This is a genomic window from Halobacillus sp. AWH4_228 (assembly GCF_056158365.1).
This window is the reverse complement of the sequence record NZ_JBSWTE010000001.1, coordinates 2535513-2556485: the sequence shown is the minus strand read 5'-3', so window position 1 is coordinate 2556485 and position 20973 is coordinate 2535513. Positions and strand designations below refer to the sequence as shown.

General features: G+C 48.2%; 24 protein-coding genes and 1 riboswitch. Of the genes, 16 read left to right on the top strand and 8 right to left on the bottom strand.

The features are described 5' to 3' along the window. Positions 1-18 precede the first annotated feature (18 nt). Together ACXADP_RS13060 and ACXADP_RS13055 are read right to left on the bottom strand one after the other, a co-directional pair. Positions 19-252 carry a hypothetical protein gene (locus ACXADP_RS13060; RefSeq protein WP_474971623.1) on the bottom strand — a complete coding sequence of 78 codons (234 nt, stop codon included), beginning with the start codon at positions 250-252 and terminating at the stop codon, positions 19-21. Between the two features lie 50 nt (positions 253-302). Further along, positions 303-551, bottom strand: a complete 249-nt coding sequence (locus ACXADP_RS13055; protein ID WP_474971622.1) for a hypothetical protein — start codon at positions 549-551, stop codon at positions 303-305. 92 nt (positions 552-643) lie between these two features. Between ACXADP_RS13055 and ACXADP_RS13050 the strand changes: the two genes are divergently transcribed. The 8 genes from ACXADP_RS13050 (at position 644) to ACXADP_RS13015 (ending at position 6032) form a co-directional block, all read left to right on the top strand. Continuing rightward, positions 644-805 carry a hypothetical protein gene (locus ACXADP_RS13050; RefSeq protein ID WP_474971621.1) on the top strand — a complete coding sequence of 54 codons (162 nt, stop codon included), beginning with the start codon at positions 644-646 and terminating at the stop codon, positions 803-805. Positions 806-922: 117 nt separating this feature from the next. Further along, the gene (locus ACXADP_RS13045; protein ID WP_474971620.1) at positions 923-1363 is read left to right on the top strand and encodes an NUDIX domain-containing protein; all 441 of its coding nucleotides are present in this window, start codon (positions 923-925) and stop codon (positions 1361-1363) included. A 44-nt stretch (positions 1364-1407) separates the two neighbouring features. Beyond that, positions 1408-1515, top strand: a riboswitch (TPP riboswitch). A gap of 109 nt (positions 1516-1624) precedes the next feature. Further along, entirely contained in the window at positions 1625-2320 is a 696-nt protein-coding gene (gene tenA, locus ACXADP_RS13040) for a thiaminase II (protein WP_474968221.1), read from the top strand. Beyond that, positions 2317-2931: a thiazole tautomerase TenI gene (gene tenI / locus ACXADP_RS13035; RefSeq protein WP_474971619.1), complete on the top strand. Its 615-nt coding sequence runs from the start codon at positions 2317-2319 to the stop codon at positions 2929-2931. The genes tenA and tenI overlap by 4 nt, the downstream gene beginning before the upstream one ends. Continuing rightward, positions 2921-4030, top strand: coding sequence for a glycine oxidase ThiO (gene thiO / locus ACXADP_RS13030; RefSeq protein WP_474968223.1), 1110 nt, complete (start codon positions 2921-2923; stop codon positions 4028-4030). The genes tenI and thiO overlap by 11 nt, the downstream gene beginning before the upstream one ends. A gap of 12 nt (positions 4031-4042) precedes the next feature. Continuing rightward, positions 4043-4246, top strand: a complete 204-nt coding sequence (thiS, locus tag ACXADP_RS13025) for a sulfur carrier protein ThiS (protein WP_474968224.1) — start codon at positions 4043-4045, stop codon at positions 4244-4246. Between the two features lie 2 nt (positions 4247-4248). Beyond that, positions 4249-5016, top strand: a complete 768-nt coding sequence (locus tag ACXADP_RS13020; protein ID WP_474971618.1) for a thiazole synthase — start codon at positions 4249-4251, stop codon at positions 5014-5016. Beyond that, positions 5013-6032 carry a thiazole biosynthesis adenylyltransferase ThiF gene (locus ACXADP_RS13015; protein ID WP_474971617.1) on the top strand — a complete coding sequence of 340 codons (1020 nt, stop codon included), beginning with the start codon at positions 5013-5015 and terminating at the stop codon, positions 6030-6032. Before ACXADP_RS13020 ends, ACXADP_RS13015 begins: the two co-directional genes overlap by 4 nt. 332 nt (positions 6033-6364) lie before the next feature. Here the strand turns inward: ACXADP_RS13015 and ACXADP_RS13010 are convergent, their stop codons facing one another. Continuing rightward, positions 6365-7174, bottom strand: coding sequence for a ZIP family metal transporter (locus ACXADP_RS13010; protein WP_474968228.1), 810 nt, complete (start codon positions 7172-7174; stop codon positions 6365-6367). 218 nt (positions 7175-7392) lie between these two features. Between ACXADP_RS13010 and ACXADP_RS13005 the strand changes: the two genes are divergently transcribed. The 4 genes from ACXADP_RS13005 to ACXADP_RS12990 are packed head-to-tail and all read left to right on the top strand — an operon-like array spanning position 7393 to position 11018. Continuing rightward, positions 7393-8097, top strand: a complete 705-nt coding sequence (locus tag ACXADP_RS13005) for a FadR/GntR family transcriptional regulator (RefSeq protein ID WP_474971616.1) — start codon at positions 7393-7395, stop codon at positions 8095-8097. Between the two features lie 57 nt (positions 8098-8154). Next, complete coding sequence (locus ACXADP_RS13000; protein ID WP_474971615.1) at positions 8155-8871, top strand: (Fe-S)-binding protein; 717 nt, start codon at positions 8155-8157, stop codon at positions 8869-8871. A 16-nt stretch (positions 8872-8887) separates the two neighbouring features. After that, entirely contained in the window at positions 8888-10324 is a 1437-nt protein-coding gene (locus ACXADP_RS12995) for a LutB/LldF family L-lactate oxidation iron-sulfur protein (protein WP_474971614.1), read from the top strand. Then, the gene (locus ACXADP_RS12990) at positions 10311-11018 is read left to right on the top strand and encodes a LutC/YkgG family protein (protein WP_474971613.1); all 708 of its coding nucleotides are present in this window, start codon (positions 10311-10313) and stop codon (positions 11016-11018) included. The genes ACXADP_RS12995 and ACXADP_RS12990 overlap by 14 nt, the downstream gene beginning before the upstream one ends. 50 nt (positions 11019-11068) lie before the next feature. On the opposite strand, the gene ACXADP_RS12985 is transcribed toward ACXADP_RS12990, so the two are convergent. Next, positions 11069-11275 carry a hypothetical protein gene (locus ACXADP_RS12985; RefSeq protein ID WP_474968232.1) on the bottom strand — a complete coding sequence of 69 codons (207 nt, stop codon included), beginning with the start codon at positions 11273-11275 and terminating at the stop codon, positions 11069-11071. Between the two features lie 391 nt (positions 11276-11666). On the opposite strand from ACXADP_RS12985, the gene ACXADP_RS12980 reads away from it, so the two are divergent. The 4 genes from ACXADP_RS12980 (at position 11667) to ACXADP_RS12965 (ending at position 16676) form a co-directional block, all read left to right on the top strand. Further along, on the top strand, positions 11667-11807 hold the full coding sequence (locus ACXADP_RS12980) for a hypothetical protein (RefSeq protein WP_474971612.1): 141 nt from the start codon (positions 11667-11669) through the stop codon (positions 11805-11807). A gap of 287 nt (positions 11808-12094) precedes the next feature. Further along, a complete protein-coding gene (locus tag ACXADP_RS12975) occupies positions 12095-13129 on the top strand; it encodes an NAD(P)/FAD-dependent oxidoreductase (RefSeq protein ID WP_474968234.1) in 1035 nt (344 codons plus the stop codon). A 125-nt stretch (positions 13130-13254) separates the two neighbouring features. Further along, positions 13255-14235 (top strand): Gfo/Idh/MocA family protein, encoded by a 981-nt coding sequence (locus ACXADP_RS12970; protein WP_474971611.1) that lies wholly within the window; start codon positions 13255-13257, stop codon positions 14233-14235. A gap of 1103 nt (positions 14236-15338) precedes the next feature. Beyond that, on the top strand, positions 15339-16676 hold the full coding sequence (locus ACXADP_RS12965; RefSeq protein WP_474971610.1) for a glucoamylase family protein: 1338 nt from the start codon (positions 15339-15341) through the stop codon (positions 16674-16676). A 42-nt stretch (positions 16677-16718) separates the two neighbouring features. Here ACXADP_RS12965 and ACXADP_RS12960 read toward each other — a convergent pair whose 3' ends face one another. The 4 genes from ACXADP_RS12960 to ACXADP_RS12945 all read right to left on the bottom strand — a co-directional run bounded on the left by ACXADP_RS12960 (position 16719) and on the right by ACXADP_RS12945 (position 20814). Continuing rightward, complete coding sequence (locus ACXADP_RS12960; protein WP_474971609.1) at positions 16719-17708, bottom strand: LacI family DNA-binding transcriptional regulator; 990 nt, start codon at positions 17706-17708, stop codon at positions 16719-16721. 63 nt (positions 17709-17771) lie between these two features. Beyond that, positions 17772-18602 (bottom strand): carbohydrate ABC transporter permease, encoded by an 831-nt coding sequence (locus ACXADP_RS12955; protein ID WP_474971608.1) that lies wholly within the window; start codon positions 18600-18602, stop codon positions 17772-17774. Between the two features lie 21 nt (positions 18603-18623). Further along, positions 18624-19505 (bottom strand): carbohydrate ABC transporter permease, encoded by an 882-nt coding sequence (locus ACXADP_RS12950; RefSeq protein WP_474971607.1) that lies wholly within the window; start codon positions 19503-19505, stop codon positions 18624-18626. Positions 19506-19581: 76 nt separating this feature from the next. Then, a complete protein-coding gene (locus tag ACXADP_RS12945) occupies positions 19582-20814 on the bottom strand; it encodes a sugar ABC transporter substrate-binding protein (protein ID WP_474971606.1) in 1233 nt (410 codons plus the stop codon). Positions 20815-20973: the final 159 nt, after the last annotated feature.

Genomic DNA, 20973 nt, shown 5'->3' with positions numbered 1-20973 from the left:
CATCTAAAGGGACTCTTATTATTGGATGAATCCGGCTATGGAAGTAAACAGACAGAAAACAGAGACCGCATAATAAATGGAGGCACGCTTTTTGGTTGTTTCTTTTTGTTCTTCAAGGCCAAGGATAACCATAAGAATGGCAAAACCTGCGAGAGTGAAAGACAAAAGGTCTCCTGATTTATCTGTCCATAATCCGTAGCCGGACAAAAGGATGATTATGACTGATAAGAGGATTCGAATCTTTTTTAACATATGTATCCGCTCCTTATAAGTGGATGGTTCTCTTTAACTGCTGCCTTCCCTTAGAGGACATAAAACAACAAGACAAGACTGACAGCGGTAAAGCCGAAGTTTAAAATGGCATGCTTATTTTGGCGGATCAAGTGATACCTCCAGGCGTCCAGTCCGCTTTTCACTGTCCAGAACAGGATAAGAAAGAGGGATCCCGTGTAGGTGTTGGATGGATTGACATCCAACAGAAACCATCCGGCAGTGATCAAAAGCGCAGCGGGAAGGATGTTCCACGCAGAAAGGACTTTCAGTTGTGTCATTGTTTTCCTCCTCTCCGAGCCATATTTTACCTGAGATGAGCATAAAAAAACACCCGTCCTGAAAAGGGCGGGTGTTTTTAGAATGAAATGACTTGACTTGTCCTTCCCTGCAGAGGACCATTATCGTGGATATCCAGCGCTTTGGTAAGGTGGAAGAAGGAGCAGGTGTCGTTGTCTACCTCGCTTCCCTGAAGGCTTCTGCCATTGATGGAGCGATGCAGAAAGTCAAAGACGTTATTATCCGTTCTGTGTAACGGTTTATAATAAAGAGACACTATGAATATGCTCAATAGTCTTTTCTTCATGAGGGGGAGGAAATTGAAGCGGTGTGTCGAATTTGGTAAGGATTGGTTAAAAAAGGAGGTTTGTATATGTCGTATTCTTATATCATAAACGTAGAAGCGGCCATTATGAAAGAGGACCATATTCTACTTATTCAAAGGTCACCGGAAGAGGAGCACGCGGGAGGATTGTATTCGCTGCCTGGAGGGAAAATGGAGTTCAGTCCGGATTCCCTTGATGTGCTGGAAGATAACGTCCGCCGTGAAATTAAAGAGGAGATCGGCCTCACTTTGGATGGGGACCTTACCTATGTACACAGCAATACTTTTTTAATCGGGGATATCCAGGTTCTGAATATCGTGTTTTTGACTACGGATTTCACAGGAGAGCCCTATATAAAGAGTCCGGAAGAAGTGGCGGACATGGTCTGGGTCGAGCCGGGTCTAAACGAGAGTCCCGTCCCGATTCCTCCATGGACCGCCAACAGTATCCAGAAAGCCGTGGAACGGCAGTCGAAAATTTGTTTTTGACAAAAAATTCTAACGTGTTACGATGAAAGGGAATTTAATAACGAGCGATCCACTAGGGGTGCCTTCTCAAAGGCTGAGATTAAAGTGATGCTTTAAGACTCTTGGAACCTGATCTGGTTTATACCAGCGTAGGGAAGTGGCCGATACCTATACATGTCTATGAAAATAAATGTATATCAGCCACTTTTCCTATGCCGGGGAAAGTGGCTTTTTTAGTGGAAAAAATCAGTGGCGGATCGTTCAACAAAGGAGAGAGTGGATATGACATTTTCAGAAGAAATCAGAAAGGCCGTGGATGAGATTTGGGAGGGAAGTTTTCACCATCCTTTTGTCACAGGGATTGGAGAGGGAACGCTTCCTCTCGAAAAGTTCCGTTATTATGTGCTTCAGGATTCGTATTACTTGTCTCATTTTGCCCGTGTCCAGTCACTGGGAGCTGCAAAGTCTGAAGATATGGCTGTCATGGCCAATATGGCGTCTCATGCTCAAAGTACGTATGAAGCTGAGCTTGGGCTTCATGAGAATTTTTCGAAGCAGCTGGGCATTACGCAGGAAGAGCGGGAGCAGTTCAAACCGTCACCAACGGCCTATGCGTATGCGTCCCATATGTACAGAGGAGCGTATAACGGGGACTTAGGGGATGTGATTGCGACGATTCTTCCGTGCTACTGGCTGTATTATGAAGTCGGCGAACATTTGAAAGAATCGTCACCGGAAGAACCGGTCTATCAGGAATGGATTGCGGCTTACGGAGGGGATTGGTTCCGGACGCTTGTAGAAGAGCAGATCGAGCGCCTTGATGAACTGGCTGAAGCGAAAACAGATGCCGGCAGATCCCGGATGAAGGAATTGTTTATCATCAGCAGTCAGTATGAATATATGTTCTGGGAAATGGCTTACCGTATGGAGGAATGGCCGTTTGATTTAAAACAGTCGATCGCAGCCGGACGTGAATGAAACTGCACGTCATTTCCACAGGGCGGCAGTCCAGGGAGGAACTGTGCACAAGGGTGGCTGCGATTGAACCGATGATTGATTTCTTCCATCTTCGTGAAAAGCAGTGGTCCGCAAGTGAAGTGGCGGATACTGTAGATGCTTTGACAGACCTTGGGTTTCCAACCGAAAAGCTCGTCATCAATGACAGGGTGGATGTAGCCGTGGCAAAAGCAGTGCCTCACGTGCAGCTGTCCGGACACAGTCTTCCGGTCGAAGAGGTTAAGCGGGCTTTTCCTTTTTTAAACGCCGGGTGTTCGGTCCATTCTGTAGAAGAAGCTGTCACTGCAGAAAAACGGGGAGCAGATTTTATTTTGTTCGGACATGTCTTTGAGACAGCATCCAAGCCTGGATCGGCGGGACGCGGGCTCGAGGCTCTGCAGAGGGTCACACAGGCAGTCTCGCTGCCTGTCACCGCGATAGGGGGATTGACACCGGAAAATGTCAGCCGTCTTCAGCCCTTTGGAGCGTCGGGAGCGGCTGTACTATCCGGCATTCTATTAGCAGACGATGCGGAAAAGGCGGTCCGCCGTTATCAATACCGACTGGGAAGGAGATGGAGGGATGTTTTATGACGCAATTGTTGTGGGTGGTGGAGTGATTGGGAATTCTATTGCGTATCAGCTGGTTAAGCGGCAGAAAAAAGTCCTCGTCATCGACCGGGGGAAAACTGGACAGAAAGCATCAAGCGCCGCCGCCGGCATGCTTGGGGCTCAGTCCGAATGGAAAGGGGACGATCCGCTTTTTCAAATGGCGAGAACGAGCCGGGCGATGTTTCCTTCTCTTGCAGCTGAATTGAAAGAACTCAGCGGGGTGGATATCGGACTCCAGCAGAAAGGGTTGTATAAAATTGCCCTTACGAATGAGGAAAAGGAAGCGTGGAAGCAGCTGGGGAAATCGCAGGAAGCGGTCGGTGAAACAGCCCGGTGGATCGATCGTGATGAAATGCGTGATACAGAGCCGTCTCTTTCCGACAGGATTACAGGAGCATTATACCTGCCGGAAGACGGACAGGTAGACGCACCAAAGCTGACAAAAGCGTATGCGGCTTCGGCCGCAGCGCTCGGCGCGGATTTCCTGGAACACACGGACGTCACCGGTTTGGTGGAAGAAAACGGTCGGATCATTGGAGTCAACACCATCGGAGGCACGTATACAGGGGATGCGGTCATCGCAGCTGCCGGGGCGTGGAGTGCTTCGCTTTTGAATGCTGAACGCACCATTGTGGAAACGTACCCGGTCAAAGGGGAGTGCTTTTCTGTCCGGACGAAACGGCCGCTCATCACAGGGACCCTTTTCACAAAAGGCTGCTACATCGTTCCGAAGGCGGGAAACCGCCTCGTTATCGGCGCCACTGAACAGGTGGGTTCCTTCGACGAGTCCGTTACTGTAGAGGGCCTTTTTCAATTGATGGAAAAAGCCCGACGCCTCGTTCCTTCACTTCGGAATGCCGAAATGGAAGCTACGTGGGCCGGAATCCGGCCGCAGACGAAAAGCGGCATTCCTTATGTCGGTCCACATCCTGAAAAAGAGGGGCTGTGGCTGGCGACAGGCCATTACCGGAACGGCATCCTGCTTTCGGCGGTGACTGGAACGCTGGTGGCGGACCAAATCGAAGGGAAGCCGGTGGAGCCGGACTGGGTGACGAGTGGACAAAGCTTCATCACGTTATAAAGGAGGATCATCATGAATGTGAAAATTAACGGCGAGTGGCATGAGATTCCTGACCACCTGGCTGATGTCCGTACGCTTCTGAGCCACTTTCAATTGGATAACCGAGTGGTGATGGTGGAACTGAACGACACCATTTTAGAAAAAAGCGAGCACGGCCATTCACAGCTGCATGAAGGCGATCAAATGGAACTGGTCCAATTCGTAGGAGGGGGATAATCATGCTTAAGATTGGAAATTTCACGTTTAACTCACGACTGCTGTTGGGGACAGGGAAATATCCTGATTTTGAAACGCAGAAAAAGGCTGTAGACGTATCGGAAACCGATATCCTTACCTTTACCGTCCGGAGAATGAATATTTTTGAACCGCAGCAGCCGGACCTGCTTCAACAGCTCGATGTCGGCCGTTATACACTTCTGCCTAACACGGCAGGGGCGGAAAATGCTGAAGAGGCGGTGCGGCATGCAAAATTAGCCAAATCTTCCGGACTTTGCGATATGATTAAGGTAGAAGTAATCGGCTGTAAAAAAACGCTTCTGCCCGATCCGGTCGAAACGTTGAAGGCGACGGAAATGCTGTTGGAGGAAGGCTTTACGGTTCTTCCTTATACGTCGGATGACGTCGTCCTTGCAAAACGACTGGAAGAAATGGGAGCCCACGCCGTAATGCCAGGGGCGTCCCCGATTGGGTCAGGGCAGGGGATTCTCAATCCGCATCAGCTGGATTTGATTATTGAACAGGCCGAAGTGCCGGTCATTGTGGATGCGGGCATCGGTTCACCAGCCGATGCAGCAGCGGCGATGGAACTTGGCGCTGATGGTGTGCTGTTGAATACTGCTGTATCTGCCGCCGATGATCCTGTGAAAATGGCGGAAGCGATGAAGCTTGCCATACAGGCAGGACGGCTTGGATTTGAAGCAGGGAGGATCCCGAAAAAGCGTTATGCTGCGGCCAGCAGTCCAATGGAGGGAATGAGCCGAACATGAACGACCGATATTCAAGACAGACTCTGTTCCAGCCCATCGGGGAAAAGGGGCAGGAGAAAATCAGCAGCAAACATGTACTGATCATCGGGGCAGGTGCCCTCGGAACCGGAGCCGCTGAAAATCTTGTGCGCGCCGGGGTGGGAAAACTGACGATCCTTGACAGGGATTATGTGGAATGGAGCAATCTTCAGCGTCAGCAGCTGTATACAGAAAAAGACGCAGAGACCCGGCTTCCGAAAGCGGTCGCTGCCCGGCAGAGGCTGGAGCAGGTAAACAGTGAGGTCATCATTGATGCAAAAGTCGTCGATGCGACACCGCTTGAACTGGAGCCCCTTCTGGAGGGCGTTGATGTCATCATTGATGCCACTGATAATTTTGATATCCGGATGATCATCAATGATCTTTCCCAAAAGCATCAGATCCCGTGGGTTTACGGGGCCTGTGTCGGGAGCTATGGCATCAGCTATACCATTCTTCCGGGAGAAACGCCGTGCCTGCACTGCTTGATGGAGCAGGTGCCGCTTGGAGGATTGACATGTGACACCGCAGGTATTATCAGTCCAGCGGTCCAGATGGTGACCGCTCATCAGACAGCAGAAGCTATGAAACTGTTAGTCGAAGACTGGGACGCTGTCAGGAAGAAACTCGTTTCTTTTGATCTATGGACGAACCAGCATTCAGCCATCGGCGTCTCCAGCGTGAAAAAGGATGACTGTCCGTCCTGCGGCCGAGAGGCATCCTATCCGTTCTTATCCTATGACCAGCAGATGAAGACAGCTGTCCTCTGCGGGCGTGACTCTGTGCAGATCCGCCCGGCATCGAAGCAGGAATGGAACCTGACCGTGCTCGCCGAGACCCTGTCCGGTCAGGACGGCAAGGTGGAACAGAACCCGTACCTGCTTTCGTTTACGACCGGGGATAAGCGGATGGTGTTCTTTAAAGACGGACGCGCCCTCATTCACGGAACCCAGAGTGTAGCCGAAGCGAAAACCCTCTATCATCGGTATACAGGATAAAAAAAGCTCAGAGACCCTGTCTCTGAGCTTTTTTCCATTTGTAGAGAGCACGTGTTCTTTTCTAATGCCTCCTGAAGCTCCGGCAAACCGCTTTAAGCTGATGAGCGTTCAAGTCAACCCATCCCTATTTTCATCTCGTCATTTAGTAAGGTCTCGTGAAGTGTTTGGTGGTGACGCCTGCGGGAACAGCGCGGACCGAAGATCCACTTGGGCAGGTGGTTTTCCTGCCCAAGTCAGCTGAGGCCGTGCCCGCGGCAAGCATCCACCAAAAAGCGGAAGGTGACCACTCTGCATAATATAGGGAGCAGTTTTTCCAATAGGTAAGCACATCGTTACCCCAGCGCGACATCGAGCGTCATCATGATGGCGAAACCGAGCATGAGACTGATCGAAGCGAGGTTCACGTTCCCTTTTTCATGAGAACCCGGGATGATTTCCTTAGCCACGACGAAAATCATCGCCCCGGCAGCGAAGCTTAACGCATAGGGGAGAATCGGTTCGATGAAAATCACAGCAACCGCACCAACGACGGCCGCGATTGGTTCGACCATGCCGGAAAACTGCCCGAACATAAAGCTTTTCTTCTTGCCCATCCCGTCACGGTGGAGCGGCATGGATACGGCTGTACCTTCCGGGAAGTTTTGAATACCGATACCAAGCGCCAGGGCGACCGCTCCGGCAAGCGTCGATTCCGTTCCGCTCGAGGCAAGCGCACCAAAGGCTACACCGACGGCAAGTCCCTCCGGGATGTTGTGCAGCGTCATGGAAAAAATGAGCAGGGCGGTCCGATTTTTAGCACGGTTATCCTTGATGTCATTCAAATACTTATCTGTATCCAAAGCCGGAAGCATCCGGTCAATCATCAATAGAAGGGCTCCGCCCAGTAAAAAACCGACAAGGGCTGGAATCCAGCTTGGTACAGGACCATTCTCAGACATTTCAATAGCCGGTGCAAGCAATGACCAGTAACTCGCCGCAATCATCACCCCGCCGGCAAAAGCCAGCATACTATCGAGAAACTTTTGATTCGTCCCCTTTACGAAGAAGACGAGAGCGGCTCCGAGAGCTGTCATGCCCCACGTAAAAAGAGTACCGATAAAGGCCTGCATCACAGGGTTCATATCTTGAAACGCTTCAATCATAGTTATCACCTTTCTAAAAGTTGCCTTCGTGCAAAATTTGTTTATGCGGTCATTTTACATACGTTAAGAAAAAACGTCAAAAATACAGCCTGCGTTCCTTTAACCTTTCTGGTGTCTTTAAAAACCTTCCGAATCTTTTGTTATTTTTCCGTGAGCGCTTTCAAAGAATGGAAGAATACAGTAAACTGAAATTAAAAGATAGGGTTGGGGGAAGTGGCGTGGAGTATAAACCGATTCGGAGAAAGAAAATTTATGAACAGGTAGCGGATTCGTTATTGGAATCTTTAAAGGAAGGTCGGTTGAAGCCGGGGGATAAGCTGGACAGTGTGGAAGCTTTGGCAAAAAGCTTTGATGTCGGCCGGTCAGCAATCAGGGAAGCGCTCAGTGCGCTGCGGGCCATGGGTATTCTTGAAATGCACCAGGGCGAAGGGACGTATGTCAAAACGTTTGACCCTGCCCGGTTCACCGTTCCTGCATCTGTCGCGTTTCTAATGAAGCCGGAAGATATGAGAGAACTGCTGGAAGTCCGGCAGATCCTCGAGGTGGGGGCGGCAGGAGCGGCAGCTTTATCACGGACAGATGAAGACCTTCAAGCCATGGAAGCGGCTCTTTTTGAGATGGAAAGAGCGAAGGGGAATGGAGACATCGGGGAGCAGGCGGATCTGGCGTTTCACATGGCACTAGTAAAAGCTGCTCACAATCAAATGCTGTTTCACCTCATGCAGAGCGTGTCGGAAATCATGATGCAGGGCATGCGGGAGACAAGGAAGCTCCTTCACACCGAAGAAGGCACACGTCAGCTGCTGGACCAGCATCAACGGATTTTTGCTGCCATAAAGGAAGAAAAAAACGAGGAAGCGCAGGCATTTATGGTGGAACATTTGAATCACGTCAGAGAATCGCTCAGTGGAATCATTTCGTGATGAAAGGGTTCTACTCCAGTCATCAGATGACCTTATGATTAAAAGGGAGGATGAATGATGAACGTTTCGTTATTTATCACTTGTTTGTGTGATACCTTTACGCCGGATGTGGGGAAGGATACGGTACAGCTGTTGGAGCGTTTCGGATGCGAAGTGGATTTTCCAGCTGGTCAGACGTGCTGCGGACAGCCCGCCTACAACAGCGGGTACACGACCCAGTCCAAACAAGCCGTCAAGCAGATGATTGCAGCCTTTGATGCGTCCGAGTATGTCGTTGGTCCATCAGGTTCCTGTGTGCAGATGATGAAAGAATATCCACATATTTTGAGGGACGAACCGGAATGGCAGAAACGCGCAGAACATGTAGCCGGAAGAACCTACGAGCTGACGCAGTTCATCGTAGACGTTTTAGGCATCGAAGACGTTCGCTCTACTTTTCAAGGTACAGCTACCTACCACCCCTCCTGTCACATGACGAGGCTGCTGGGAGTAAAAGATGCGCCGCGCCGCCTTTTGGAAAATGTCGAAGGACTCACCTTGATCGATCTGCCTCAAGAGGAGGACTGCTGCGGGTTCGGCGGGACATTTGCTGTGAAAAATGCGGCCATATCCGCACAGATGGTCGAGGAGAAAACGTGCCACGTCACGGAGACAAAAGCGGAATACTTAATCGGCGGCGATATGGGCTGCCTCATGAATATCGGCGGACGCTTATCACGGAACGAAGATGACGTGAAAGTGCTGCACATCGCTCAAGTTCTGAACAGCCAATAACGGGGAGGGCGGACAAATGAGTATAAAAATTGGAACGAAAACGTATGCGGACCGGATTCAGGAAGGGATCGACAACACGTTTATGCGCAGCGCCGTCAGCTCAGCGCAGGGCCGTTTCCGGACAGGGCGGCTGAAAGCGGCAGAAGAGCTCGGAGACTGGGAGGACTGGCGTACGCTTGGGGAGGAGATCCGCAGGCATACAATGGAAAACCTCGACTCCTACTTGCATCAGTTGAGTGAGCAGGTGGAAAAAAGGGGCGGAACGGTGTTTTTTGCTGAGACGGCCGAGGAAGCCAACGCCTATGTGAAGAAGGTCGCTGCGGAAAAACAGGCCCGGAAAGTCGTCAAATCGAAGTCAATGGTGACGGAGGAAATCGGCTTGAATGAAGCCCTTGAGGAAAGTGGGTGTGAGGTTGTGGAATCGGATCTTGGCGAATGGATTCTGCAGCTCGATGAAGACCCCCCGTCCCATATCGTTACGCCCGCCCTTCACAAAAATAAAAGCCAGATCAGAGAGACGTTCGTCACGAAAAAAGGCTATACGAAAACCGATGACCCGGAAGAACTGGCGGCTTTTGCCCGCGAGCAGCTCCGGCAGGATTTTCTGGAAGCGGATATCGGTGTAACCGGCTGTAATTTTGCCGTAGCCGAATCGGGTACCGTGACGCTCGTGACGAATGAAGGAAACGCCCGTATGGTCAGTACACTCCCGGATACACAGATTGCTGTGATGGGCATGGAACGAATCGTACCGACATGGGAGGAGCTGGAGGTGCTTGTCAGCCTGTTGACCCGCGCGGCGGTCGGGCAGAAACTGACGAGCTACATTACGTCGCTGACGGGCAGTCGTCTGGAAAATGAAGTGGACGGCCCGGAAGATTTTCATCTGGTCATCGTCGATAACGGCCGCTCGAAGATTTTAGGAACGGAATTCCAGTCCGCCCTCCACTGCATCCGGTGCGCGGCATGTATCAACGTCTGTCCGGTTTACCGCCATGTCGGCGGACATTCGTACAATTCCATTTACCCGGGACCGATCGGGGCTGTCCTTACACCGCTGCTTGATGGGTATGAAGACCATAAGGAGCTGCCTTACGCTTCCAGTCTTTGTGCGGCCTGCACCGAAGCCTGTCCGGTGAAAATCCCGCTTCATGAACATTTGATCCGCCACAGGGAAATCATCGTGGAAAAGGAACAGAAAACGACCAAAGCGGAGCGGCTCGCTATGAACGGTTTTGCACAATGGGCCTCGACGCCTGCTGCTTACAAACTCAGTACGAAAATGGCGGGAACGGTATTGAAACCGTGGACGAAGGACGGGTCGATCAAGAATGGACCGGGTCCGATGAAAGCGTGGACGGCAGCCCGGGATTTTCCGGCACCAGCGAAAAAGAGCTTTCGAACGTGGTTTGATGAACGGGAGAAAAGGAGGGAGAAAGATGACCGTCTATAATCGGGAACGCTTCCTGGATCAACTCGCCGGACAATTGGGAAGGGACCGGAGAACAAGGGCTGAACGACCAGCCTACTCCGTACAGCCTCAGGAGCGGGTCTTCCAAGGAGCAGACCAGGATCAGCTGCTGGGAAAATTAAAGGAACAATGTGAAATTATTCATACGACCTTGGTAGAAACGACAGTTGATGAGCTTGGGGATACCTTGAGGCGTGTATGGGAGGAGGGTCATATTCAAAATATCGTCAGCGCCGGCGGTCCCCGTCTGGAAGCGTACGGTCTTTCTGATGTCTTTGAAACAATGAGACAGGATGGTTACCATGTCCATGTGTGGGATGAGCAGGAAGGACAGAAGAACGTGACGACCGCAGAAAAGGCCGGGGCCGGCATCGTGTTCAGCGATGTGACCCTTGCTGAATCAGGGACCGTCACCCTTTTCAACGATCGTTGGAACGGAAGGTCAATCAGCCTGCTTCCGGAAACCTTCGTAGCGGTTATCCCGAAAAGCACGCTCGTCCCGAGGATGACGCAGGCAGCAAAAATCATTCATGAGCAGGAGAAAAAAGGGGTGCCTGTTTCCTCATGCGTGAGCTTTATTACAGGTCCGAGCAACAGCGCGGATATTGAAATGAACCTGATTGTCGGGGTGCACGGTCCGGTGAAGGCGACCTACATCGTCGTCGATGATAGGTAAAGTTGAACGAAAAAAGAGGCCGTACACGGAACAGGCACGGCCTTTTTCAATCAATCGTGAGTTTTTGCCCGGTAATAGGCAAAGGCACAAACCACGTATAAGACAGGACCAATGGTAAAGAACAACAGTCCTGAAGTTAAGTAATGGTGATGATGGTAATAGTCCCAATTAAAGAAGAAATGAAGCAGTCCGGACGCCAGGGCAGCGATGGCGATGATGTAATGGAACCATTCATCCTTTTTCAATTTGTCTTTCATAGCGGCTTCCTCCTGTCAATCACGTTGTCCTGCTGGTTGTCTTGGCAGGGGCTGTTCCTATCTTACCATATCCACTTGACAGGTCATAGAAAACAGAACACTTTACATAAGAATAGACAATGAGTCTGGGGGAATAGGTATTTTTCATAGAAGTCTGGCCGCTTTTTTAGCTGCTATCAGTTTAAGTATCATTTGGAACATAAGAAGCCCGGGATATGACAATTCGGTCATGGTTTTCGGCTTTACATTCCCGCTCTTTCTAATCGGAGGAACGCTGGCTGACAAGATCATTACATCTGTTCACAAAAGCTTTCCGATACGCTCACCGCTTCGTCTTGTTATTTGGATCCTGGCGGGAGGTGCTGCCGGATGCATCCTGGGTGTTTGCTTTGTGAAATCGGAGGAAGACCTCCTGTTATCAGGCTTAGGGGCGGGCAGTGCCCTGCTTTATGCAGCAGTGCTGAACATGATTAGGTTGTTGAGCTCCCTCATGAACGAAAAGGAGGAGAACTATGAAGACAGCCGGGCGTAAGCTGGAAAAGTTCTGCCGGACGTATGGCGCTCTCCTTGTTTTTATACGTTCGTACATACATGGGGAGAAGGGGGTCTTTTCCTGCCTTGGTTTTTCCTTGCCGGCGGTGTTATCTGCGGTTTGTTCGGCTTTTTTGATCTCCGTCGTGCTATTCCTAGAAGATAATCGTCCACAAAACGGTTTCTGCTTTTAGGCGGGAGCTGTTTTCTTTTTGATGATTCTTATTGAAAATGATTCTCACTTTCACTATAATGTGTGTAACAGATCAAAAAAGGGAGCGGATACATATGCACGACGTGACGATTATCGGCGGAGGACCAGCCGGGCTTTTCTCAGCTTTTTACAGCGGTTTACGAAACATGAAAACGAAAATCATCGAAAGCCACCCGTTTCTCGGCGGCAAGGTGCATGTATACCCTGAGAAAATAGTCTGGGATGTCGGGGGTCTTCCGGCTGTCACCGGACAGCAGTTGATCGATCACCTCGTAAAGCAGGGAACGACGTTCGATCCGGATATCGTGCTGGGAGAAAAGGTAACGTCCATCGAGAAGGTCGACGGTACATTTAAGCTCACCACCCATAACGGACAAGTGCACTGGTCGCAATCTGTGATTGTCGCAGTCGGCGGCGGCATCATCGAACCGAAGAAACTGGATATCCAGGGAGCGGAGAAATTTGAAGTCAGCAACCTTCATTATACCGTGCCGTCCTTTCAGCGCTTTGCCGGCAAGCGTGTGGTCATTTCGGGAGGAAGTCATTCAGCCATCGACTGGGCGAATGAACTGGCTCCCATTGCAGAACGTGTCCATCTCGTTTACCGCCGGGAAGAACTGAAAGGTCATGAAGCGAGTATTGACCTTCTCATCGAACAGGGCGTTGAGCTGAATGAGCAGTCCGCCATCCAGGCGTTGACCGCCAATGAAGCAGGAACGGAGATCAGTCAGGTTACGCTCACCCATCCGGAACACGGGGTAAGAACGCTGGATGTCGATGAAGTCATCATCAGCCATGGCTTCAACCGAGACGCATCCCTTCTTGACCAAAGCCCGATCCCGCTGGAGCGGGTGGATGACTTTTTCATAAAAGGCTCTGCCCAGAGTGCCTCCTCGGTCCCGGGCTTGTTCGCTGCTGGTGACATCCTTCATCACGAAGGAAAGCTTCACTTGATTGCCGGGGCCTTCCAGGATGCAGCCAATGCCGTGAACCTGGCCAAGCAGTATATCGATCCAGAGGCCAGTGCCCGTGCGATGGTCTCCTCCCACAATGAGCGTATGGATGAATACAATAAAAAATGGAAGGAAGAACAGCTGGTTTCTTCCTGACCGAAAAGCCTCTGCTTAAAGCAGGGGTTTTTTCTTATTTCGAACAGGGAAATGCTTCGTTGGCGTGGAAAGAAGAAAAGGGAGTGCTATTTTACATCATTGAAACAAGACAGGAGGAGTAACAAATGAATACAGTCCGATGGGGAATCATAGGATGCGGCAATGTCACAGAAGTCAAAAGTGGTCCGGCGTTTCAACTTATCGACAACAGCTCGCTCACAGCGGTTATGAGAAGAGACGGGGAGAAGGCTGAAGACTACGCCAGGCGTCACGGTGTTCCGAAATGGTATGACAAAGCGGAAGCACTGATTCATGATCCTGAAGTGGATGCCGTCTACATAGCCACACCGCCTTCCTCTCATAAGGAATATACGCTCATGGCAGCAGAAGCGGGCAAACCCGTTTATGTGGAGAAGCCGATGGCAGACCGTACGGAAGCTTGTGCCGAGATGGTGGAGATTTGTGAAAAGCATGGCGTACCTCTGTTTGTCGCCTATTACCGTCGATCACTTCCGAGGTTTTTAAAGGTTAAAGAGCTGCTCGACAATGGAGCTATCGGAAATGTCCGGTTTGTATCCATCCAACAGACGCAGCGTTTAACGGAAAGAGACGAGCAAGGGAACTGGCCGTGGCGCGTCATGCCGGAAACGAGCGGCGCCGGGTTGATTTATGATGTGGGGGCCCATACCCTCGACCTTTTTGACTATCTCCTGGGTCCGCTGAAGGACGTGAAAGGCACCGCCTGTAACCTCGCTGACGTGTACCCCGCAGAGGATACGGTCAGCGGAACGTGGCGGTTTGAATCTGGAGCGGCAGGCACAGGCGTGTGGAACTTCTCCTCTTACAAACATGAAGATAACAACAAGATCGTCGGCTCAAAAGGAGAAATCCAGTTTTCCACGTTTGATGACAAACCGGTGAAGCTGCTTACAGAAGAGGGAGAAGAAGACTTTACTATTGAACACCCCAAGCATATCCAGCAGCCTCATATCGAGTCGATCGTTCATGAGCTTACAGGCAAAGGGACGTGTCCGAGTACAGGGGAGACGGCTCTTCGCACCAACCGTGTGATGGATGAATTGTTAAAAGACTATTATGGAGGTTGAGTTGTGTTTGTCATTATCCCGAAATTGAGTCTTCAGTGAAAGGGCAGGAGACTCAGTTTCGAGATATGAGGCGGAATTGGATGATTTTTGAAAATTTAAAGTAAGCTGATCGTAATATATAAAGAAAGGCGGTGTGAAATATGTCTCAAGACGTGCTGTTTCTCATAGTTATCATATCTATGGCTGCATGGGTTATGGTGTCTAAAGAGGCTGTAAAACCTTCAAATAAAATAAACCGGTGGAAAATGATAACATTATTGTCTGTTGGTTGTTTATCTAGTTTATTTATAACGATCACTCTTTTCCAAAGCCTGTCGTAGTTTCAATAAATGGATTGTAGTAATTGATTCGCACACACCTCGAAATCAAGTCTTCTATAAGTGGAGGCTGAATTTTAAGAGGTAATGTTCATGCGGTGTTTTTTTTATAATATACTTAAAAAAATAAAGGAACATTCTGGTGGAAAAAATTATTGAGCAAAATAAAGATGAAATAATGATGAAGTATATTGTAGTTAGTGTTTTTTCATTGCTGACTGTAAGGAAGTTCGAGAAAGTAGAGAAATTAAGAAACGATTTAAAAGAACAGATAGAACTAAACCATGATTCTAATAGAATATAAGGAATAACATAATATGGAAGATCTCATTTTCCAAAAATAAAAGACGCCCTAAAAAGGGCGTCTTTGCGTATTGCGGCGAGTGACAGCACTCCACATTAGTGCCTTGCCATAAAGGCGCGTCAATCTCGTCTTATGCAATTCAGCTCATCGCTGGATAAGTGTAACATAATGCAGCTATTATGCCAATAGAAAATTCCCCCTTTATTAAAAGCCATTGACGGACGACTTTTTTAATCCCCCCCAGTCTTGGGTACCGCCGGCAAAACGCTGATAGCACAAACTGAGATAATTCCGCTTTTCTGATCCTTACCGTTACTCATTAGAAAAATGAACCATTACTTTAACCTTAGTTACGATCTGAAATTTAAGACAATTACTACTATTATCGTATTTACCACTACCCTATAGTCCTGTACACTTAAATCGAAACGTTTCACCAATCTTTGAAAGGAAATGTTTTTTTGAAAAAGAAGGTTTTCCTTTTGTTTTTTACCCTTATCCTAGTGATGAGTGTTGCCGTACCAGCCGAATCTTCTGCTAAACAGTCCCCAAAGGGAAAAGAGGTTGCTTTAACCAAACAATTGAAAGCGATTTCAAAAAAGACGTACCGTTATTTTGAAGATTTTACAGTGGACGAGACGGGACTTACTTATGATGCTGTCAGATATGATGAAAATGGGGAGATGACAGCACAGAAGCATACTTCACCAACTAATATAGGAATCTATATGATGAGTACGATTGCAGCGGAGGAAGCGGGGCACATTTCCCGTGATACAGCTGTTGAAAAAATTAAGACGACACTTACGACCCTTGAAAGTATGGAAACATGGAATGGGCTGTTTTATAACTGGTACAATACATCCGATGGATCGCTGTATACGGACTGGGGGGAGTTCATTTCAACCGTAGATAATGGCTGGCTTTCTGCAGGGTTGATTGTCGTCGGGCAAGCGTACCCGGAGCTCTATGATCAGTCTGACGAAATCGTAGAGGATATGGATTATTCCACCCTCTATACGCCTGAAGTCGGGCAGATGAGAGGCGGATATGATGTCGCAGCAGAAAGCTATACGTCCCACCATTACGGAGCGTTTTACACGGAACCACGTGTCGCCAGCTACATCGCTATCGGTAAGGGGGATGTTCCAAAAAAACACTGGTGGATGATGTACCGCACGATGCCGGACAGCTGGGATTGGCAAGCTCAGAAGCCGGAAGGATATTTGACGACGTATGATGGTGTGGACGTGTTTGAGGGCCACTATTCTTACAAGGGTAAAAAGTATGTACCAAGCTGGGGCGGAAGCATGTTCGAAGCTCTCATGCCACCTCTTGTATTAAAAGAAAAAGAACTGGGTAAAGACGCCCTGGGACTGAACAATAAGCGTCATGCTGACATTCAAATCCAATATGCGAAAGAGGAAGGATACGCAGCATGGGGAATGTCTCCTGCCGCGACGCCTGGGGATTATTCGGAATTCGCCGCTACACCGCTTGGCATGGATGGATATAAGTCAGATGGCACGGTAACGCCTCACGCCACTTTCTTAGCTCTTGACTACGCACCGATGGAAGCCTTCAAAAATATCCAGCAATTGAAACGTTTCGATACTTACAGCAAGTATGGCTTCTTAGATTCCGTCAATGTAGAAACAGGGGAAGTGACCAATGCTTATCTCGCTCTCGATCAGGGTATGACAATGGTTTCGATCATCAATTATTTGAAAGATGGGGTAATCAGAGATTATTTCCATGAATCGGACATTGGACACGGTCCTGAAGATTTACTGATCAAAGAAGAATTCTCCATCGAATAATCAATAACCCGGTGACTCTCAAGAGAGAATCACCGGGTTATTTCATTTGCTTCTTACAGAAGAGCGTTTCACAAACTCTGTGGAAAGATCAAACGACTGGTCCACCTGCTCTCCGGCAAGCATTTGGAAAATGGTATGGACTGCTAAAGCGCCTGCTTCATACTTTGGTTGCTTGATGGTTGTCAAAGGGGGGGTTACATATTCCGATAACTGGATATCATCAAATCCGACGATAGAAACGTCATCCGGAATAGATATCCCTTTTTCCGAGAAAGCTTGAAGGCCACCGATGGCCATCTCATCATTAGCATAAAACACAGCATCTGGCAATTGCTGCTGGGCAATAAGCATTTTGGTTGCCCGGTAACCACCTTCACGAGTGAAATTCCCGCTAATTTTAAAGCGGGATTGAAACGGGAGGTTATTGTCTTTCAAGGCATCTGAAAAGCCTTTAAACCGTTCCTCATTGTCGTGGGAATCATGGGGACCACTAATATAGGCGATCGACCTGTGCCCATTCTTGATCAAATGCTCCGTGGCTTGATTGGCTCCATGACGGTTATCAACTTTCACATGGATTGCAAACGGATTTTGAACTTCCCGATCCAGCACGATGATAGGGAAGTCTTCACGTGCAGACTCCTCAATTAACTGGGTGCTGACATTATTCGCAAGAATGATGGCTCCGTCCACTCGTTTCTCCCGCAGGAATTTTGTCGCAGTGGATCGATCGCCCCCAAGGGAGCTGCAGGCGATCAAATCATACTGATGGCTGGCGGTCACTTCCTGGACCCCTTTGATTAACTCAGAAAAGTAGGGCCCTGACATATCACTCAATATTAAGGCGATGGTATTCGTTTTGGTCCGTTTCAGATCGGAAGCGAACCCGTTCTTTTGATAATTTAATTCTCTAGCGGCCTTAAGCACCTTTTCAATCGTCGATGCACTCACTTTTTGATTGCCATTTAACGCATAGGAAGCTGTCGAAAGAGCAACCCCTGCGCGCTTAGCCACATCTTTAATTGTAGCCATATTAAATCCTCCATCTGTCCATTCATATACTTAAACTATAACACTTCTCACAAGAAAACCGTCTTATTTGATTCCCGACATGGTAAAACCTTCCACAATATACTTTTGAAAAAAAGAAAAGATGATGATGATGGGTACGACCATGAAAGCAGCCCCTGCCATTTGCAGGGCAAAATTATTCGCATATTGTCCCTGCAGTAAGGAAAGTCCCACGGATAAGGTGTAAAGACTTTCATCGTTGGCGATGATCAACGGCCAAAGGAAGCTGTTCCACCCTGCGATGAAGGTCAGAATCCCTTGAACAGCAAAAATCGGTTTCGCAATCGGAATGACCAGACGGAAAAAGATGTAAAATTCTCCCGCGCCATCCAGCCTCGCTGCTTCAATCAAATCATCAGGGATTGTCGTCATGAACTGACGGAATAAAAAGATGCTGAAGGCGACAGCCAAGCCCGGTAAGATAATACCTGTCATCGTATTCGTAAGTCCCATGGCATTTAACAACAGATACACAGGAATCATGGTGACCTGACCGGGGATCATCATTGTCGCCAAGACGATATAGAACACTTTTTCCCGGCCTTTGAAATCATATTTAGCGAAACCATAGCCCGCCATCGCATTAAATAATAACCCGAGGAAAGAGAAGAACACAATGACGAGTGTATTCCTCAAATAGACGGCAAAATTCATGTTGGTAAAGAGGTTGATGTAATTTTCAAGGGTTGGGTTTTCCGGAATGATGGTCGGTGGGATCGCCAACACTTCACTTTCAGGCTTGAAAGAACTGGAGATCATCCAAATGAATGGAATCGAAACGAGAATGCCTCCCGCTACCATAATAAAGATGACAAGCGCTTGTTCCCACTTGTTTTTCTTAGTCGCTGCTGCCATAACTGCTGAAACCCCCTTCGGTTAATATTCAGTATCTGATTTTCTCAATTTGAATTGGATCATCGTTACAACGATGATCATGGCGAAAAGCACAAAAGACCCAGCTGCTGCATAACCGAATTCACTGAATTGAAAACCTTCCTTGTAAATGAAAAGGGCAATGGAAATCGTGCCGTCCAACGGCCCGCCATCAGTCATGACGAACGGTTCTTCGAAAAACTGCATCCAGCCAATCAGGGTGGTCACGGTCACGAAGAACGTAGCGTAGCGTAGGAGCGGCAACGTCACATGAAAAAGCACCTGCAAACGGTTTGCTCCATCCATTTCGGCTGCTTCATAATAGGATTTAGGGATGCCCTGGAGAGCCGCCAAGAAAATGATCATATTGATCCCGATCCCTTTCCAAACCGCTAAGATAATCAATGAAATCTTAGCGATGGTCGGTTCCTGCAGCCATGGGATGTTTTCAACTGTAAGCAGGGAGAGAATATAGTTGAACAAGCCGTATTCCGTGTTGTATAAATAACCCCAGATCACAGCGACAGCAATGATATTCGTGATCGAAGGCATGTAGTACACGGCCCGGAACATCGAGAAAAGCCTGCTGGTTCCATAGTTCAACAGCAAAGCGATGGATAACGAACATATGATGACTAAAGGAACACCAATAACCACGTAAAAGATAGTGTTGAAAATGGACTTGATAAATGTATCATCTGCGAATAGGGTTTGGTAATTTTCAAATCCGATGAAGGAAATCGAAGACCAATCGGCCAGACCTTTCAAGTTCATATCCGTGAAACTGATAAAAAAGGCAATAAGAATCGGAATCAAACTGAAAAGGGATAACAGGAGAACAGCTGGAGATATGAACAGATAAGGATATCTATTTTTTAATTTCATGAAAACCCACCTACCTTGTTATGACATGGATAAAAGAAGATGGAATGGGGTTCCATTCCATCCTTCCATGGATGTTTTATTCTTCAATCAAGCTTTGAGCTTCCTGGTTGAATTCTTCAAGCTCTTTTTCTACGTCGGCTCCACCTACAGTAATGCGCTCGATATGAGCCAATAGTTCCTGGGCAATGCGTTCAAATTGTTCGGTCTGCAAACCAGGCTTTGTATTCTCCAGCTGCTCTCCGAATGTTGCATACATCGGATCTTCCTGCATCACTGGATCTTCCCACGCTTCCGTCCGGGAAGGGAGAGTGTTGGACTCTTCCAACCAGCTCAATTGTGTATCTACATCTGTCATATAGGAAATGAATTTCAGTGCACCTTCCACGTTGTCGGAACTTTCAAAGATGGATAGGTTCGCGCCACCCATGCTGGACGTATTCGTTTCTTTGGTCGGCATGACAGCGGTCGCCCATTTTCCTTCTAGGTCCGGGGCCTGATCATTGATGATATTGATCATCCAGGGACCACTGAAGAACATTGGTTTCGATCCCTCCTTGAAAGCTTCCACGATGTCTTTGCCTTCCTGTTTCTGACTGATTCCTTCTTCGAAATAACTGGTATAATATTGCATCGCTTCTTTGAATTCCGGAGAATCAAAATTCAAATTCCCTTCTTCAAGGTCCGCCTCATAACCATTCTGCCATGCGAAAATGAAAGGGGTGATCTGATCATTTCGATCGATATCCAGACCATACATATCCTCGCCACGGTCCGCTAACGTTTGAGCGGCTTCCTTCAGCTCGTCCCACGTTTTCGGTGCTTCTTCATAGCCTGCTTCTTTCAAGATATCCTTCCGGTAGTAAATAACCCGTGTATCGGCATACCAAGGGATTCCTACGATCTCGTCATCATGTTCCATCGTCGTTACAGAACCATCGAAGTAATTTTCCTTTGCGAAATTCGGATAATCCTCCATATATTCGGATAAATCGAGGAGAGCTCCTGCTTCTGCGAATTCCGGTACCCATGTTGTGCCCAGTTGGACGACATCGGGTCCATTTCCTGAGGCCACCGCTGTTAACAATTTATCATGGGCTGTATCCCATGGAATAGCTTGCACATCGACCGTCAAACCTTCGTTCTTTTCCTCGAAATCTTTACTGAACTGTTTCAGTTTTTTACCTTCTTCTCCCATCGCCCACACCGTTACCGTGTTTTTATCCCCTTCAGAGGATGAGCTGTCCGAGCATCCTGCCAACATCAATGATGTCATAACAACAACGATCAACAACCATAGTTTTCCCTTCACGTAAAGCACCCCTTTTTGAAAAATCAAAGTTTATTGAAACGTTTCGATAAATGAATTATAATTGACTTTGTATCCGCTTTCAACTACTTCTTTGATTTTTTTATAAAATTTAATAAAGACTTATTTAATGAATAAATAAAGTAGTTGACGGATAATAAT